At 45.9% G+C, this 16421-nt stretch carries 16 protein-coding genes; 11 read left to right on the forward strand and 5 right to left on the reverse strand.

Features of this window, described 5'->3' with window-relative positions; all coding sequences use genetic code 11:
• Positions 1-64: 64 nt before the first annotated feature.
• Positions 65-637, forward strand: coding sequence for a GNAT family protein (locus tag CBX98_RS17770; RefSeq protein ID WP_172605986.1), 573 nt, complete (start codon positions 65-67; stop codon positions 635-637).
• Positions 638-762: 125 nt separating this feature from the next.
• Positions 763-2175: a coniferyl aldehyde dehydrogenase gene (locus CBX98_RS17775; protein WP_109169910.1), complete on the forward strand. Its 1413-nt coding sequence runs from the start codon at positions 763-765 to the stop codon at positions 2173-2175.
• 166 nt (positions 2176-2341) lie between these two features.
• Here the strand turns inward: CBX98_RS17775 and CBX98_RS17780 are convergent, their stop codons facing one another.
• Entirely contained in the window at positions 2342-2821 is a 480-nt protein-coding gene (locus CBX98_RS17780; RefSeq protein WP_006742302.1) for a YbaK/EbsC family protein, read from the reverse strand.
• A gap of 157 nt (positions 2822-2978) precedes the next feature.
• On the opposite strand from CBX98_RS17780, the gene CBX98_RS17785 reads away from it, so the two are divergent.
• The 4 genes from CBX98_RS17785 to CBX98_RS17800 all read left to right on the forward strand — a co-directional run bounded on the left by CBX98_RS17785 (position 2979) and on the right by CBX98_RS17800 (position 7967).
• On the forward strand, positions 2979-4520 hold the full coding sequence (locus tag CBX98_RS17785) for a glutamate synthase-related protein (protein WP_109169911.1): 1542 nt from the start codon (positions 2979-2981) through the stop codon (positions 4518-4520).
• 185 nt (positions 4521-4705) lie between these two features.
• Positions 4706-6877, forward strand: coding sequence for a catalase/peroxidase HPI (gene katG / locus CBX98_RS17790; protein ID WP_074190610.1), 2172 nt, complete (start codon positions 4706-4708; stop codon positions 6875-6877).
• Positions 6878-7042: 165 nt separating this feature from the next.
• On the forward strand, positions 7043-7495 hold the full coding sequence (locus CBX98_RS17795) for an antitoxin Xre/MbcA/ParS toxin-binding domain-containing protein (protein ID WP_006742299.1): 453 nt from the start codon (positions 7043-7045) through the stop codon (positions 7493-7495).
• A 1-nt stretch (position 7496) separates the two neighbouring features.
• Positions 7497-7967, forward strand: coding sequence for an RES family NAD+ phosphorylase (locus CBX98_RS17800; RefSeq protein ID WP_005376497.1), 471 nt, complete (start codon positions 7497-7499; stop codon positions 7965-7967).
• Positions 7968-8047: 80 nt separating this feature from the next.
• On the opposite strand, the gene CBX98_RS17805 is transcribed toward CBX98_RS17800, so the two are convergent.
• A complete protein-coding gene (locus tag CBX98_RS17805; RefSeq protein WP_109169912.1) occupies positions 8048-9898 on the reverse strand; it encodes an acyltransferase family protein in 1851 nt (616 codons plus the stop codon).
• Between the two features lie 241 nt (positions 9899-10139).
• On the opposite strand from CBX98_RS17805, the gene CBX98_RS17810 reads away from it, so the two are divergent.
• Positions 10140-10415, forward strand: coding sequence for a nitrogenase-stabilizing/protective protein NifW (locus tag CBX98_RS17810; protein WP_005454233.1), 276 nt, complete (start codon positions 10140-10142; stop codon positions 10413-10415).
• A gap of 120 nt (positions 10416-10535) precedes the next feature.
• Here the strand turns inward: CBX98_RS17810 and CBX98_RS17815 are convergent, their stop codons facing one another.
• Positions 10536-11636, reverse strand: coding sequence for an alkene reductase (locus CBX98_RS17815; protein WP_109169913.1), 1101 nt, complete (start codon positions 11634-11636; stop codon positions 10536-10538).
• An 11-nt stretch (positions 11637-11647) separates the two neighbouring features.
• The gene (gene gloA, locus CBX98_RS17820) at positions 11648-12034 is read right to left on the reverse strand and encodes a lactoylglutathione lyase (RefSeq protein WP_109169914.1); all 387 of its coding nucleotides are present in this window, start codon (positions 12032-12034) and stop codon (positions 11648-11650) included.
• 211 nt (positions 12035-12245) lie between these two features.
• On the opposite strand from gloA, the gene CBX98_RS17830 reads away from it, so the two are divergent.
• The gene (locus tag CBX98_RS17830; RefSeq protein ID WP_024702912.1) at positions 12246-12674 is read left to right on the forward strand and encodes a PaaI family thioesterase; all 429 of its coding nucleotides are present in this window, start codon (positions 12246-12248) and stop codon (positions 12672-12674) included.
• Between the two features lie 26 nt (positions 12675-12700).
• Positions 12701-13090 carry a MazG nucleotide pyrophosphohydrolase domain-containing protein gene (locus CBX98_RS17835; protein ID WP_109169916.1) on the forward strand — a complete coding sequence of 130 codons (390 nt, stop codon included), beginning with the start codon at positions 12701-12703 and terminating at the stop codon, positions 13088-13090.
• Between the two features lie 45 nt (positions 13091-13135).
• On the opposite strand, the gene CBX98_RS17840 is transcribed toward CBX98_RS17835, so the two are convergent.
• Positions 13136-14011 carry a universal stress protein gene (locus CBX98_RS17840; RefSeq protein WP_109169917.1) on the reverse strand — a complete coding sequence of 292 codons (876 nt, stop codon included), beginning with the start codon at positions 14009-14011 and terminating at the stop codon, positions 13136-13138.
• A gap of 212 nt (positions 14012-14223) precedes the next feature.
• Here CBX98_RS17840 and CBX98_RS17845 point away from each other — a divergent pair, with 212 nt between their 5' ends.
• Positions 14224-15570 carry a magnesium transporter gene (locus tag CBX98_RS17845; protein ID WP_172605987.1) on the forward strand — a complete coding sequence of 449 codons (1347 nt, stop codon included), beginning with the start codon at positions 14224-14226 and terminating at the stop codon, positions 15568-15570.
• Positions 15571-15863: 293 nt separating this feature from the next.
• Positions 15864-16400, forward strand: coding sequence for an AAA family ATPase (locus CBX98_RS17850; RefSeq protein ID WP_172605988.1), 537 nt, complete (start codon positions 15864-15866; stop codon positions 16398-16400).
• The last annotated feature ends 21 nt before the right edge of the window (positions 16401-16421 follow it).

Raw genomic sequence — 16421 nt, forward strand, 5'->3', positions numbered from 1 at the left:
TGTTCTCAACGCAATGAGGCGGTAGGATTTGTGAGTAGTGTTTACTGAAAAAGGGATAATGTGGATGGATGAGGTCATGTGCCAAAAGGCGTATCAAGGAAATAGCATGCAGGCCAGTTTTTCTGTTTCAGACAGGGTCTCAATTGAGCCTCTTACCACCAAACACGCGACCGTTTTACTGGAAGTGGTGAACACGTATCGAAACAGCCTCTCTGGCTATTTGCCTTGGACGGACTTTGTGACCAACCGCAGAGAAGCAGTGAACTACATCTCTCAGCGCGTGAACAGCAAAGCGTTAGATGCCCACTGGTGCGCGATTTATTTTGATGAGCAGTTTTCGGGTGTTATTGGCATTAAAGGTGTGGATTCGCACACACGCGTCACTGAGATTGGCTATTGGCTTGCCAACAATGGGCGAGGACACCGAGTGATCGACCAAGTACTCGCGGTGTTGATTCCTTTTTTGAAGCAGAAAGGGCACGCGCAATTCATCCAATTCCACTGTATGGAAGACAACATTGCCAGCATCAATATTGCTGAGCGTGCTGGTGCTACATTAAAAGAATACATTGATCACGAGTTCGAGACGCTTGACCGCTCTCAACGGCTCGGCATTTATGAGTTGCGTCTGACTTAGCTCCAAACCCACTGATATTTTAATCAGAGTTCGAACTCTAATTTCGCGAGCGCTACAATAGTAACATTGTTGCGCTCGTGTTAATTTGGAGCGTCATTGGTTGAAACTAGGTTAGGAGAAGCATCATGAACGCAATCGCAGAGGTTGAAGTGGACAACCTGTTACAACAAAGCCTTGATCGCTTAAAAGCGGCGTATGCCGCCGAACCTTATCCTAGTTTGGATGAGCGTAAGCAGCGCCTTGTCTTGCTAAAACAAGCTCTGATTGCGAATAAACAAGCATTGGTGGAAGCGCTGAGTGACGATTTTGGTTATCGTTCCGAATTTGATACCGCCATGACCGACGTTTTGCCGACGGTCTCGCACATCAATTACACCATCAAGCAGCTAAAAAAGTGGTGCAAACCAAGTAAGCGTGAATCCGGTCTGTTGCTTGCTCCGTCGAAAGTGACTGTTCAGTATCAGCCACTCGGCGTGGTCGGGATCATTTCGCCGTGGAATTTTCCTGTCATTTTGAGCCTTGCGCCTTTAGTTACTGCTTTGGCAGCAGGTAACCGTGTGATGATGAAGCTCAGCGAATTTACGCCCAAAACCAATAAAGTCATCGTCAATATTTGTCGCGAGTTGTCTGAATATGTCGAAGTATTTGAAGGTGAAGCGGACGTTGCACGATCATTCAGCCAACTGCCATTCGATCATCTTTTGTTTACTGGCTCGACAAATGTTGGTCGCGCTGTGGCAAAAGCAGCGGCTGAAAACCTGACTCCAGTGACGTTAGAACTGGGTGGAAAATCTCCGGTGATCATTGCAGAAGATGCAGATATGAAGAAAACCGTTGATGCGATTTTGTTTGGTAAATGCATCAATGCCGGTCAGATTTGTGTCGCGCCTGATTACGCGTTTGTACCACAAGAACGCGTCGAAGAGTTCATCACGCTGTTCTTAAAACGTTTTGAAAAACTCTATTTGAAATCCAACAAGAATCAAAAGCTGACCCATATTATTAATCAACGACAGTATGATCGTTTGACTGCGCTACTTGAGGACGCCAAAGCTCAGGGCGCAAGCATCCATACTGTTGAAGCGTCACCTCAACAGGAAAGGCTTTTGTATCCTCATTTGATCACAGACGTGTCGACAGATATGCGCATCATGCAAGAGGAAATATTTGGGCCATTTCTACCCATCAAGCCTTACAAAGCGGTAGATGAAGCGATTGACTACATTAATCAGCACCAGCGACCACTTGCGCTGTATGTTATGTCGGACAACAAATCGACCATCAGACATATTGTACGCAACACACACAGTGGCGGCGTCGGCATTAACGACACGGTATTACACGTTGGCGCTGAGGATGCGCCTTTCGGTGGCGTTGGTGAATCAGGCAGTGGTCATTATCACGGAGTGGAAGGATTCAGAACCTTTAGCCACGCGAAAACCGTACTCCACACGCCGAAATGGCTACCAAGGACGGGGGCATTAATGCGTCGCAGAGCTATGGCGATAAAAGCGATTCAAAAGATTTTTGTTCGATAGTGGTTGGATTGTAAAAAACCGCTCAAACGGGCGTTTTTTGTTTCTATGTGTTCTGAATTGCGGATTACCTAAGGTCGGGAAGTTTCCACCACGCGCTGCCAATAGAGAAAGAAAGGCTCTTTTTGAAAGAGCCTTTTTCACGAAATGTCGACAGATTTTTGGAAGTTTAATGCAGAACTTCACTGCTGAATCTTAAGTATTTGCAGTCGTTCATTAGCTCTTTAAATGCCTTTCTATCTAGCTTAATCAGAGTTTCATGATCGCCGGCTTCAAGATAGACATGTTCCAAGTTTGCTAATCTTTCATCACAAACGGTCGACATGTGGTAAGGACTACCAATCGGTGGAATTGCGCCGTGCTCACAATCAGTGAAGAGTCGGTAAACCATACGCTCTTTCACCAAGTGGAAAGTAGCGTTAAATTCATCGTTTAATCTCGACAAACTGATTTTGTTGTTGGCAGGTAAGACTGCCATCATATGATGCCCTTCATGATCCTCAAGAATGACGCCTTTTGCGATATTCATTAAAGGCACACCTGCGGCAACACCACTTTGTAGCGAGCTATGACTGTGGCTGTGATTCACGGTTTGAAAGTGAATGTTATGCTCAGTCAAATATTCATCTAATCGGGTTGCAATCGTCATATAGCCTCCACGTGTATGAGACCCATAAAGAGTATAGGTGAGGCAAGCGACAATCGCGTATTTTACTCTGGTTTCGCTGACGCTCTTTCCGCTCCTGTTCTACGCTTATTGCAAGCCAGCGAGAAAGCGTGGTTAACAATAATAAACAGGGGGCAACATGAGCAAGCCAATCATCGCAGATAATAAGCCGATTAAAGTGAATCTAACCGAAGGGCAAGAATATTACTTTTGCCGATGTGGACGTTCTAAAAATCAACCTTATTGCGATGGGTCGCATTCGGGAACAGGCTTAAAGCCAATGAGCTTTACTGCGGAAAAAGATGAAGAAGCGTATCTCTGCCAGTGCAAGCATACCTCTAATGCCCCATTTTGTGATGGAACACATAAGCGTTTTTCTGCTGAGCAAGTCGGCAAAGAAGGCCCTGAGAAAAAACGAGAGAAAAGTGACAAACCGACTGCGTCTGCTACTCAAGAAGAACCAACCCTAGAGTTTATCCACCAATTAGCGAGAGAAGGGCTCTCTAAACTCGGTCATCATGGTCCGATGGCTGCAATGGGGGTTCCTAGGCATTTGCTACCACATTGGGATGCTATACAAATCATGGTGGCGCAAATGGCGACACAACCGTTGTTGGAAGACGTTCCCGTATCAACTGAGTTGATTGTAGGGCCAAACACGCGTAAGCCGCTCAAACTTGCTATCCCTTTATTGGTATCGGACATGAGTTTTGGCGCACTTTCGGAAGAGGCGAAAATTGCGCTAGCAAAAGGTGCTGAGTTGGCAGGGACTGGGATTTGCTCCGGTGAAGGGGGGATGTTACCTGAAGAACAAGCTGCAAATTCGCGGTATTTCTATGAGCTTGCCAGTGCTCAGTTTGGCTACGATGAATCTAAGCTTCTTAATGTTCAGGCTTTTCATTTTAAAGGTGGGCAGGGCGCCAAAACAGGCACGGGTGGTCATCTTCCAGCAAATAAAAATGTGGGTAAGATCTCTCAGGTGAGAGGTATCCCCGAAGGCCAACCAGCAATCTCACCGCCAACATTTAAAGACCTTCATACTACTCACGATTTCAGAAAGTTTGCTGACAGAGTCCGTGGCATCACTGGCGGCATTCCAATTGGCTTTAAACTCAGTGCAAACCATATTGAGCAAGACATACAATTTGCGCTCGATGCGGGTGCCGATTACATCATCTTAGATGGTCGCGGTGGTGGCACGGGCGCGGCGCCAACTATGTTCCGTGATCATATTAGCGTGCCAACTATTCCTGCGTTAGCTCGTGCGCGTAAGTACTTAGATGAAAAAGGCGCAAGTGACCGTGTCACATTAATCATCACTGGTGGGTTGCGAGTTCCTACGGATTTTGTCAAAGCGTTGGCACTTGGGGCAGACGGAGTGGCGATAGCAAACAGTGCGATGCAATCGATCGGTTGCGTCGCGGCCCGGATTTGTAACACCAATAATTGCCCTGCGGGGATCGCAACGCAAAATGCCGATTTGAGGCAGCGTCTCGATATCGAAAAATCATCTCAGCAACTGAAAAATTTCTTCGAATCCTCGGTCGAGCTCATGCAAGTCATGGCAAGGGCGTGTGGTCATCACGCTCTGAATGAATTTAGTCATCATGATTTAGCGACCTGGGATCACAACATGGCGAGGCTGTCTGGGATTAAGTATTCAGGTATGGACTTAAACTGATCTCTATCCATATTTTCTGCATATAGGTACATGTTTGATAACAATTATTTATTAGCCGAGATATGGAAATTTTGACTTGGCGTTAACTAAAAATTCAGTGTATGAACTACGCTGTTTGAGGTGGATATTCGATTTATTGAATAACAAAGAGTGGTTACCACAACCACGATACGAAGGAGCATTATATGAGCAACACAAACGGCGGTTCGGTAGGTAAATGTCCAGTTATGCATGGTGGGCAAACATCTACAGATAAGTCGGTGATGGATTGGTGGCCGAATGCCTTAAACTTAGACATCCTGCATCAACACGACTCCAAAACCAACCCATTTGGGCAGGACTTTAATTACAAAGAAGAACTGAAAAAGCTAGATGTCGAAGCACTTAAAAAAGACTTAAAAGACTTAATGACTGACAGCCAAGACTGGTGGCCTGCCGACTGGGGACATTACGGCGGTTTAATGATCCGAATGGCATGGCACGCAGCGGGTAGTTATCGTATCGCGGATGGACGTGGCGGCGCTGCGACAGGCAACCAGCGTTTTGCTCCTCTCAACTCTTGGCCAGATAACGCAAACCTCGATAAGGCTCGCCGCCTTTTATGGCCCATCAAGAAAAAATATGGCAACAAATTAAGTTGGGCCGATCTGATTGTCCTTGCCGGTAACATGGCGTATGAATCCATGGGCTTTAAGACCTTTGGTTTTGGCTTTGGGCGAGAAGACATTTGGCATCCCGAAAAAGACACCTACTGGGGTTCCGAGCAAGAATGGTTAGCCACAAGTGACGCTGATAACAGCCGCTACTCTGGTGAGCGAGATTTAGAAAATCCACTTGCCGCAGTAATGATGGGGCTGATCTACGTGAACCCAGAAGGGGTGGACGGGAACCCAGATCCTCTCAAAACAGCACATGACATGCGTGTGACCTTTGCGCGAATGGCAATGAACGATGAAGAAACTGTCGCGCTCACAGCGGGTGGTCACACGGTCGGTAAGTGTCATGGTAATGGTGATGCCGCAAACCTTGGTCCAGAGCCCGAAGCTGCAGACGTTCATGAACAAGGTCTTGGCTGGATTAACCACAAAACACGTGGCATTGGCCGTGACACGGTAACGAGCGGCATTGAAGGTGCTTGGACGACACACCCTACACAATGGGACTACGGATACTTCCACCTACTATTTAAGTACGATTGGGAACTGAAGAAGAGCCCAGCAGGTGCATGGCAGTGGGAGCCAATCGACATTGAAGAAGAAGACAAGCCTGTCGATGTTGAAGACGGCTCTAAGCGCTACAATCCAATCATGACTGACGCCGATATGGCGCTCAAAATGGACCCTGAATATCGCAAGATTGCAGAAAAGTTCCAAAATGACCCAGCGTACTTTGATGACGTCTTTGCTCGTGCCTGGTTTAAGTTGACACACCGCGATCTAGGACCAAAATCATGTTATTTCGGACCTGATGTGCCAAGCGAAGATCTTATTTGGCAAGATCCAACGCCTGCAGGTAAGACAGACTACGATGTCGATTTAGTGAAAACAAAAATCGAAGCAAGTGGCCTATCCATTAGTGAGCTAGTAAGTACGGCGTGGGATAGTGCGCGTACATACCGTGGCTCTGACCGCCGAGGTGGCGCAAATGGTGCGAGAATTCGTTTGGCTCCGCAAAAAGATTGGCAAGGAAACGAGCCAGAGCGTCTAAGTCGTGTTCTTGCTGTGCTAGAAAAAATAGCAGCAGAAGAGGGCTGTAGTGTTGCAGATGCTATCGTGCTTGCTGGTAACGTAGGTATTGAACTGGCTGCGCGTGCCGCAGGTCATGATGTATCTGTGCCATTCGCGCCAGGCCGAGGTGATGCCACCCAAGAGATGACGGATGTTGAATCATTCGAAGTTCTTGAGCCTGTTGCAGACGGTTTCCGAAATTGGTTGAAGAAAGACTACGCGGTTAAGCCAGAAGAGCTTTTATTAGATCGTGCTCAGCTTATGGGGCTAACAGCACCAGAAATGACGGTACTCATCGGTGGTATGCGCGTTTTAGGCAGTAACTACGGCGGTGGAAAAGAGGGCGTATTTACTGACCGAGTAGGCACTTTGTCGAATGATTTCTTCGTGAACCTTACTGACATGGCATATACGTGGAAACCAGTGAGTGCTAATCAATATGAAATCCGTGATCGTAAAACCGACGCTGTGAAGTGGACGGCAACCCGTGTGGATCTTGTCTTTGGCTCAAACTCGATTCTACGTTCGTACGCGGAAGTGTATGCGCAAGATGATAATCAGGAAAAATTCATCCACGACTTCATCGCTGCATGGACGAAAGTCATGAACGCCGACCGTTTTGACTTGTAGTAAGTGAAACGATGCAAATCGGTAGATGCGTAAACAAAGTTGATGAATAAGTAAGAGAGGCGGGCGCAAAGCTCGCCTTTTTCTTTACCTGTCTTTTTACTTTGATTGAAAGTTGAGCTCATTTGAACCATAATAACTAGACCATATGAACCATAGGAGCTTGATATGGCAACTGCAGCATTAAAAAGCTTTAAGCCGAAACAATCTCATAAAGCCAATTTCTGGCTTATGTTAGGTATTGAAGATGCTGAAACGGGTCGTATTGATGCGGTTCACAAAGGCTTTGAGCCCAAGGTATACCGGAACATTGTTGATCGAGTAAAGCTTTCTCAAAGTGAATTCCAACATGTGACACTGATTCCTGTTAGTACAATTAAGCGTCGTCTTAAAAATGATGAGCGTTTTAATACTCAAGAGAGTGATGCAATCTATCGATTAGCGATGTTATTGAAACTCGCAACAGAGTTGTTTGACGACGAAGAACGCGCGTTAAAATGGATGAGAGAAAATGTATACGGCTTAGGTGGAAAACGTCCACTTGATATGGTGTCGACTACGGTTGATTTTGAAATCGTAAAAGATTTGATCGGCCGTTTAGAGCACGGGGTGTTCTCGTAATATGAAGCTCTATCGTCTCACACAAAAGAAATTCGCTGACACGCCATTTAGCCCCGTTGGCGCAAAGTTATTTGGAGGGCGATGGAACTCAAAAGGAACCGAAGCCCTCTACTTCTCTGAATCGGAATCCCTTTGCTCGTTGGAAGTGTTTGTTCACGTAAATAACGATCCAGCTATCACCAAACTGTACGATTTATATCGTATTGAAATGCCAGAATACCTCATCGCCACCTTAGATGAGGAAGATCTCCCAGTGACGTGGCGAGCAATACCGGCGAGCGAGTCTACACAGTACATTGGTGACCAGTTTCTAAATGATCCTCATCCCGAGTTTGCCGCACTGCAAGTGCCTTCAACGATTTCACCTCGTGATAAAAACTACGTGGTGAACCCAAATCATCCCAAAATGAAAGAGATCATCAAGAAAGCCGAAAAGCTCGATTTCGCGTTTGACCCACGCATTTTCAAATAAACACGCTGGCTTTCTCTCGCTTTAAAATATTCAGCGCTTACCTGAGATAAGCGCTGAAGCATAAAAGTTTATTCTCTTGGTTATTGCCGGTCGTAAGTGAACTGTTGCGCTTCATTTGTACTGTTGTGGTAATGCCCAAGCACTAACTCAGCACCTTTGTAAGATAAATGGCTGTCATCGGTATACATGGCGTTGTTCGCACCAACTTTCATTCGACATACGCCATTTCTGCAAATGGCATCGGTCAAGTCGACAAACTCAACGTGCTCAAATTGCTCAAAGTAGTTCACTAACTTCGCCACGTTTTTTGGATGATGTCGCTTGGGAGAGAAATCGCATGCGGACTCTTCTGTCTCGCCAAACAAACGCGCTTTCCAAAGGCATTCTCCTACCGCAAAAGGTGCGGAAGGGGTTGGGCCGAAAACGACCACTTCTTTCCCTTCCAGTTCATTCAACAATCCAGTTAATGATGCCTCATAATCAGCTTGTGAAAGCTCTTTATTGAAGTTGGAAGAGATAACGACGCGACGAATAGAAGGGGTACGCAAAATGGTATCGACTGCCTGTTTGAAGAACTGTCGGCAAGAAATTGATCCAGCATCTTTGATGATGTCGACATAACCGACTGCACAGGAATCTTGAGTAAGTTGCACTACGCCAGTTGGTGTTACTTCGGATAGACGCTTTACGTAAACCATGCTGTGACTATTGCCTAGCACTGCGATGGTGGGCTGCGGCGCAGACGAGCACACATCGTTAACGTCGGTGTTGCCGTTGCAATCTAAACCGTAACCGTTATTAACGCGCATGGCTTCGAAAAATGCGCTTCTTTCTGGAAAACCACCGTTTTTATGACCAATAATGCCGAACGTCAGCAAGGGCAACGTCAAAACCGCAATAACCACAGACACAGTGCGCATGCTCATGGCTTTTCGCCTGCGGAACGGCTTTTCAACAAAGCGCCAAGTGAAGTAAGACAGTATAAAAAGAGCGGCAATGTAAATCGGGATATTGACGTCTTGAGTTGCATCCAGCATGTAGCGGTAAAACACAAATAGCGGAATATGCCACAAATACAAGCTGTAGCTGATTAAGCCGACGAACACGACCCATTTTAGGCTCAGTAATTTACCGCAGACATTGTCTTTAGAGGCAAACAAAATCACTAACGCGCTACCGATGACCGGCACCAGCAAAGTGATACCCGCGCCATCTTGCGATTTTTCAAACAAAAGTGCAGAGGCCAATATCAAAACGATACCAATGGTTGCCAGCGTATCGTTGGACTGAACTTGGGTTTTTCTCATTACTAATGCGAGTAATGAACCGGTTGCCAGTTCCCAGGCACGAGAGAAGATCATGTAGAAGGCGAAATCAGGATCGTTGCTCGCATAGACAGTAGTCATCAAACTCAGCGCAAATACCGCGATGAAAAAAGTCAGGTAAAACGCGTTTTTGCCACGAGCGAGTAGCATGAGTAGCAAAGGAATGACAATGTAGTATTGTTCTTCAACGCCCAAGCTCCAAGTGTGAAACAGCGGATTGGCTTGATCTTCTAAACCGAAGTAATTGTGGCCTTTTAAATACAGAAGAATGTTGGATGAAGAAAGAATAGAAGACACTGCGAACTGACCAACGTCTTTGTGCGCTTGTGGCAAAAATAACCACCAAGACATCAAATAGCTTACGGTAATCACCACCAGTAGCAGGGGAAGTATGCGGCGAATGCGTCGCTCATAAAAATCACCGAGGCTGAACTTCTGGTTTTCCAAATCGTTAATCACGATGGTGGTGATCAAATAGCCGCTGATAACAAAAAATACGTCGACGCCAATAAAGCCACCAGCGAACTGCTCAACTCCTGCATGAAACAAAATCACCAACGTGACAGCAATCGCCCTTAATCCGTCCACTTCCGCTCTGTAAGTCATATCGTGTCCCTCCAACATTCCGTTTAACGAAGTAGAGCAAAATATGAACCAGAAATAATGTTGCTTTAAATCAGCACCTTAAATTGATTGTCAAAATGAAAAGGCTGGGGGAAATAACGAATTCCCAAATTGAATTTCAATATGGAAATCCCAGAAAGAGTGATGTTAAGAAGCGCTAAATCAAAGAACGTAAAGCGCGAGGCTCTTAGACTTCATTGAAAATGATAACGCTAAAGAAACAATGACAGAGAATACGATTCAGGAAAAAATTGCCAGCTTTACTTGTATCGAAGAAGCGTTGAATTACTTCGAAATCGAGTTTGATAGCCGATTTATCGAAAACAACCGAACCGAGTTGGTTAAGAGATTTAATGGCTACTTAATCCTCACTAAACCGGATGATTGGTTTTCAGGCCGCCGCGCACTGAAAAACGCCTACTGTAAAGTACAACGCAGTTTACTAAGTAAAACGACGCGCTCTGCGTGCCGAGGTTGTACATCTTGTCAAAGACGTTAATTCTTGGTGGCTTAGCCTAAAAAAGAACCCTGCATCTTGGCGTTACAGGGGGAAGAGCAAGGTTCTTTTGGGTTAGCTATTGGTTTGTCGCGAGTTGCGAATCGGCTTTACGTAGATGAGTTAACCCGCGTGATAAGCAGGGTAGTCCACTAAGCCTTTTTCACCGCCGCCGAACAATGTGGCAGGGTCATGTTCTGCCAGTGGATAGCCATGCTTGATGCGGCTTGGTAAGTCTGGGTTTGCAACAAACGGACGACCAAAACCGATCATGTCGGCTAAACCACTCTCAATCGCGTGTTGCGCCTTTTCTGCGTTGTAACGACCAGCATAGATCAGTGTGCCTTTATACGCCTCACGAACTGCGGTTTTAAAGTCGTGCGGAGTGTCTGGCGCGTCGTCCCAATCCACTTCTGCAAAGTGAATGTAAACCACATTGAGTTTATCAAGCAGCGCAGCAGCAGCGGTGTAGGTGTCGACTGGTGTGCTATCAACGGTGCCGTTTAACGAAGTGAATGGTGCAAGGCGAACACCAACACGCTCTGCGCCAATGGCTTGCGTCATCGCTTCGACCACTTCACCAAGAAAACGCAGACGGTTTTCAATTGAGCCGCCGTATTCATCAGTGCGGTTGTTCGCTTCAGAATCGATAAACTGGTTAACCAAGTAGCCATTTGCTGCATGAAGTTCGACACCATCAAACCCAGCTTTTATCGCGTTTAATGCGGCTTGGCGGTATTCTTCAATAACATTCTTGATGTCTTGTTTGGTCATTTCACGCGGCTCAACCACGTCGACAAAGCCAGGTTCGTCTGTGCCATTGTCGATAAATACTTTCACGTTTTCTGCTTTAAGCGCAGAAGAAGAAATAGGTTGCTCGCCGCCGATGTTGTCAGGATGAGTCACACGACCAACGTGCCATAATTGCGCGAAGATAACGCCGCCTTTCTCGTGCACTGCATCAGTTACTTTTTTCCAGCCAGCAATTTGCTCTGGGCTATAAATACCCGGTGTCCACGCGTAGCCTTGACCCATTGGTGAAATTTGCGTGCCTTCAGCAACAATTAATCCCGCTTCGGCGCGTTGAGCGTAGTAGATGGCCATCATGTCGTTGGCGACATTACCCGGTTGAGAGGCTCGAGAGCGCGTCATCGGAGGCATAACGATGCGGTTTTTTAATGAGAGAGAGCCAAGTTGAATCGGTTGAAATAATGCGTCTGTCATAGGAAACCTCGTTATTGTTCAGTTTGAATCAGTTCGATTGGGTAGCCGTCGGGATCTTTAATGAAGGCGATGTGCGTTTCTCCTCCTTTCATTGGACCGGGTTCGCGAGTGACGTTGCCACCAAGCGCTTTGATTTGTTCGCAAGCTGCGTAAATGTCTTCACACCCAAGCGCCATGTGTCCGAATGCGTTACCTAAGTCGTAACTGCCGGCATCCCAGTTATAAGTTAGCTCGATGGTCGCGCCATCTGGTTGATCAGGGCTACCAACAAACACCAGTGAGTAACGGTATTCTTGGTTTTCAAAACGATCCAAAACGCTCATTCCCAGAACGTTTGTATAAAATTCGATAGATTTGTCTAGGTCAACAACACGGATCATCGTGTGGAGAAACTTCATAAGTCGCCTTTCATAACGTTGCGTAATCACAATGCAAACCTTATCGCCACTCTAAATAAACTGGAAATTATCGTTAATTATGAAAATGATTATTTAACGTTATGGATAATGAGGTTGTTGGCCCTACAACGTGCAAACAAAGATTACTCGCCATTTCTTTTTAATAATTGGCATATGCTAATTACTCCTTTTTACAACCCGAGTACTTAACATGTCCGCAAATAGTCACTTTCATTCCACTCACGAAGCTCATTATCAATGTGCGGTTTGTTCTTCCATCGATGCGAATCCGAACTCTTTGGCTGTGAACTACCAGTGTCTAGCCGATGGTTCTGTTGTCGGAGAGTTTCACGTTTTACCTCGTCATCAAGGTTACACAGACCTGTTGCATGGTGGCATTGCGAGTTCGCTGCTCGATGGTGCAATGACGCACTGTTTGTTATTTAGAGACATTCAAGCCCTTACCGCGCAGTTGGATGTGCGCTACCATGCACCTATTGAGCTAGATGAGCATGTCTCGATTACTGCACACTGTGAAGGTGAACGCCGCGGTATATATCAACTGGTGGCTCAATTACTGGTCAATAATGAAGTTAGAGTGACGGCAAAAGGGAAGTTTATTCGTCCTAAAGAGGCGTAAATAAAAACTCGTTCTACGGAGAGATAATGAAGAAATTTGATGAGCTGTACGCAATTGCGACGAGAAAATCTCAATATGACCAAACCAACACTTGGTTTAAAGGCGTAGAGACTTATCTGGAGGCCATTGGCAAAGAAGTCGATGAAGTCCGTGAAGAGATTCGTGAGAACCGCCTTTGTCATTTGGAAGACGAGTTAGGCGATGTGTTGTGGAACTATCTTAACGTATTAAAAGCGTTGGAAAGAGAAAAGGGTATAGCTCCTGAGAAAGTACTCGAAAGAGCCTGCGCCAAATACGAGCAGCGTGTATCTGCGATTGAGTCGGGACGCAGTTGGGATGAGGTTAAAAAGCAGCAGAAACAAACCTTGAACGCGGAACATGAAGCCGCGCAGTTAGAGACCATGAAGAGCCAATAACTGCGCGTGATATTATTTAAGATGCGGCGGAATGGGGAAGCCTGATCAATCCTTCGTGCTATTGACCAACAGCAGGTCACAAGGAGGTTGATCAAGTAACGTGTCTACAGTGCTGCCAGACCAAAATTGGGATGACATGCTTCGCTTACACGCGCCCATAATCAGAATTGCCGCTTGTGATTGCTTAACTGCTTTTGGTAACGCCGTTTCAGGGTTTCCTTCTGGCAGCAGTAGTGGTACTTGAGTTAACTTTTGCGCAGTAATAAAGTCCGTAATGCCTGCTTTTTGGTTGCTCAAAATCTCTGCACGATAGCGAGACAGATAAGGCGCAACGTAGCGGCAGTAAACTAACGTCATTTTTCCGCTCAAGGTTTTTTCTAGCTTTGAGCCTCGCGATACGATGGCTTTATCTACGACCGACTTTGCATCTCCGCGATGAAGCGGATCTATCGCGCAAAGCATGTTGGCGTGAGAAGGCCATGAACGCTCACTTAATAGCAATAAATCACAATCGTTTTTTGCTAGCTCGGTGAGTAAGGTTTGAATGTCGTGCTTGTTAAAATGCCCCACGAGCAGTAAATCTGTGTCGTCGACAAGCCGTTTCGCGACTTGAACAATCCAATGACTCCCTTTGAAATGCTCATAAGAGAGTGTTGGCGTTTCAACTTCCTCTTCTTCACAAAGTTCGATAACGAAGTCTTTAAATTTTGATGTCCAAGCTTCAAACTCAGCTTGTCTCTTTTCTATATGGTCAGAGTTGAAACTAAGGAAATGCGCGAACGCGTGATCTTCACTCCGGCGGTGATCTTCCACCAATACCACGATGGGTTGAGCCAGCGCTGTCGCAAACTGAATCACTTTACGAAGCACCTTACGACTTGGTAAGGCGGCTTGCTGAGTCAGAAAAAATACTGGTGCCATTGATTACTCCATTATCAAACGAGGCAAATGCGCCTAATGCACACTAAAAGTTTATACCATCCCCTTATGCAAAGACGTTCTGTTTCTGCGAGCAAAATATAAATTCCGCAATTGTGCGCGCCATTGCCTAGAATTTTAACATCAGGATCTCATGCCTTTAGATAATAGACATCGTGTTGACACTAACGTGATGTCTAAGGAAATCGGTGACAATGATGATAGATTCCAGCCAATTACAGATTAATCGCAAAGTGCCTCATTTGCTTGCCGAGATCATTAAAGCGATAGAGTCGACCGAAGACCTCAGTTTTTTGAAAGACTATCAGGAAGCGCAAATCGCGAACATTTTGGAGTCGGTCAACATTGCTTATCGTAAACGCGTGATAGAAGCGGTGCCGCCAGAGAAGTACTGGACCGTATTAAATTTGCTGAGATACGACACCGCCAAGCACATTCATCAATCACTCAACAAAGAGCTGCAACATGAACGCTTAGCGTACATCACGGATTCGGAACTGATCATCTTTGCAGACTTTCTACCGACCGAATTTGTGGATGAGTACCTTATCGACCAAAGTGAAGAGTCGGTCGCGCACATTCAACAAGCATTGTCGTATGAAGATAATAAAGTGGGGAGATATGCCGAGCCGTATTTTTTAGTCGCAAATCCTAAAAACAGCGTAGGAGGCATCAAAACCGAGTTGTTAAAACGTGGACAAAGCCCGGTGCGATTGATCATTGTGCGCGATGTCGGAGGCGTTATTGGGACGATAGAACCTCAAACCCTGTTGCTGCATGAGAACCATACCAAACTCACAGACTTGACCGTGGTCACGCCAATTCTGGAAGATATCCAAACGATTCAAAGCGTCAGTAAACAGGTCTCGATTGATGGTGGCGCGCATTGGTTTCCTATCATGGCTGGTGGCAAAATTATGGGTGTTTTGTCGATGGCGACCATCACGATTACTTTGCGTGAACTCAGCTTACAAGCTGTAGTGGCAGAAAACGTACGAAGCGAAGAGGATTTGTTTACACCATTAACTGTGGCGACAAGGCTAAGAGCACTTTGGTTGGTGATTAACTTGCTGACCGCTTTTGTTGCCTCTGCCATCATTGGTATTTTTGATAATGTGGTCGAGCAAGTTGTAGCGCTTGCTATCTTAATGCCCGTGGTGGCGAGTATGGGCGGCATCGCAGGTAGCCAAACCTTAGCGGTGGCCATTCGGGGTATCGCATTGAACCACTTGCACCAAAGTAACTTGAAGCTATTGGTGAATAAGGAATTAAAAATCGCCACCATTAATGGCTTGATCATGGGATTAGTCATCGCGGGTGTCGTCTACATGGTGTTTGACTCTTGGCCATTGGCGCTTATTATCTGCTGCGCAATTTTTCTCAATAGTCTGGCGGCTGCGGCATCGGGTACGCTGATACCATTCACGTTGAAAAAGTTTAACATTGACCCCGCCGTGGCTGGCTCGGTAGTATTGACAACCGTTACCGATGTCGTCGGTTTCTTTGCGTTCTTAGGCTTAGGTGCCATCTTCTTGATATAGAAAGCCAATTGACGCGTTAACCTGATGATCCAATCTCTCCATTTCCCAACCCAATATTTTGGGCAAGTTTGATTCGCTCAAAATTCCTCCGTTTTCATAAACGCTGAACACGCCGTTTAAGCTTTCATTTCATCAATATTTTTCACTGCTCATTTCTATCCCAAAACTTTCGACTGCCGATCTCGCTTAACGCTGGCGTGCCAAATGCCATGCCAATTTCAAACGCCAGATGATGCCAATTTTCTTGGCTGTACACGCATTACTTCACTCAAACAAAAAATAAGGAAAAGATTTTGAACAAACTCATCGTATTCACTGGTGGTCCCGGTGCAGGAAAAACCTCGGTAATCGAACAACTAAAAACACAAGGCTTTATCTGCTCGCCAGAAACAGGTCGTCACGTAATACAAAGGCAGGTTGCGAATCACGGTTCAGCATTACCTTGGAATGACAAACAAGCCTTTCGAGACGAAATGATGAAGGCAGAAGTGAGCAATTACCTCGCTTTCAATGCCCACCAAGGGGACGTGTTTTTTGATCGCAGTATTGTGGACGTATATGGCTACAGCAAGTTGGAACAATTGCCAATCTCGCATGAGCTCATCACGCATTGCCAGACGCTTCGTTATCATTCTCAAGTGTTCATTTTTCCACCGTGGTCGTCGATATTCAGCAACGATGAAGAGCGAAAGCAAGATTTTTCTGAAGCGGTCGCCACGCATAAACAGATGGTCAACGCTTATCACAAGTTTGGTTATCAATTGATCGAAGTGCCCAAAATGTCAGTCGAAGACAGAGCGGCGTTTATTCTCGACTCAGTCATCGAATAAGGCAGACAGATGAATAATGCA

It is taken from the genome of Vibrio sp. T9 (assembly GCF_003123985.1).
GTDB lineage: Bacteria > Pseudomonadota > Gammaproteobacteria > Enterobacterales > Vibrionaceae > Vibrio > Vibrio diabolicus.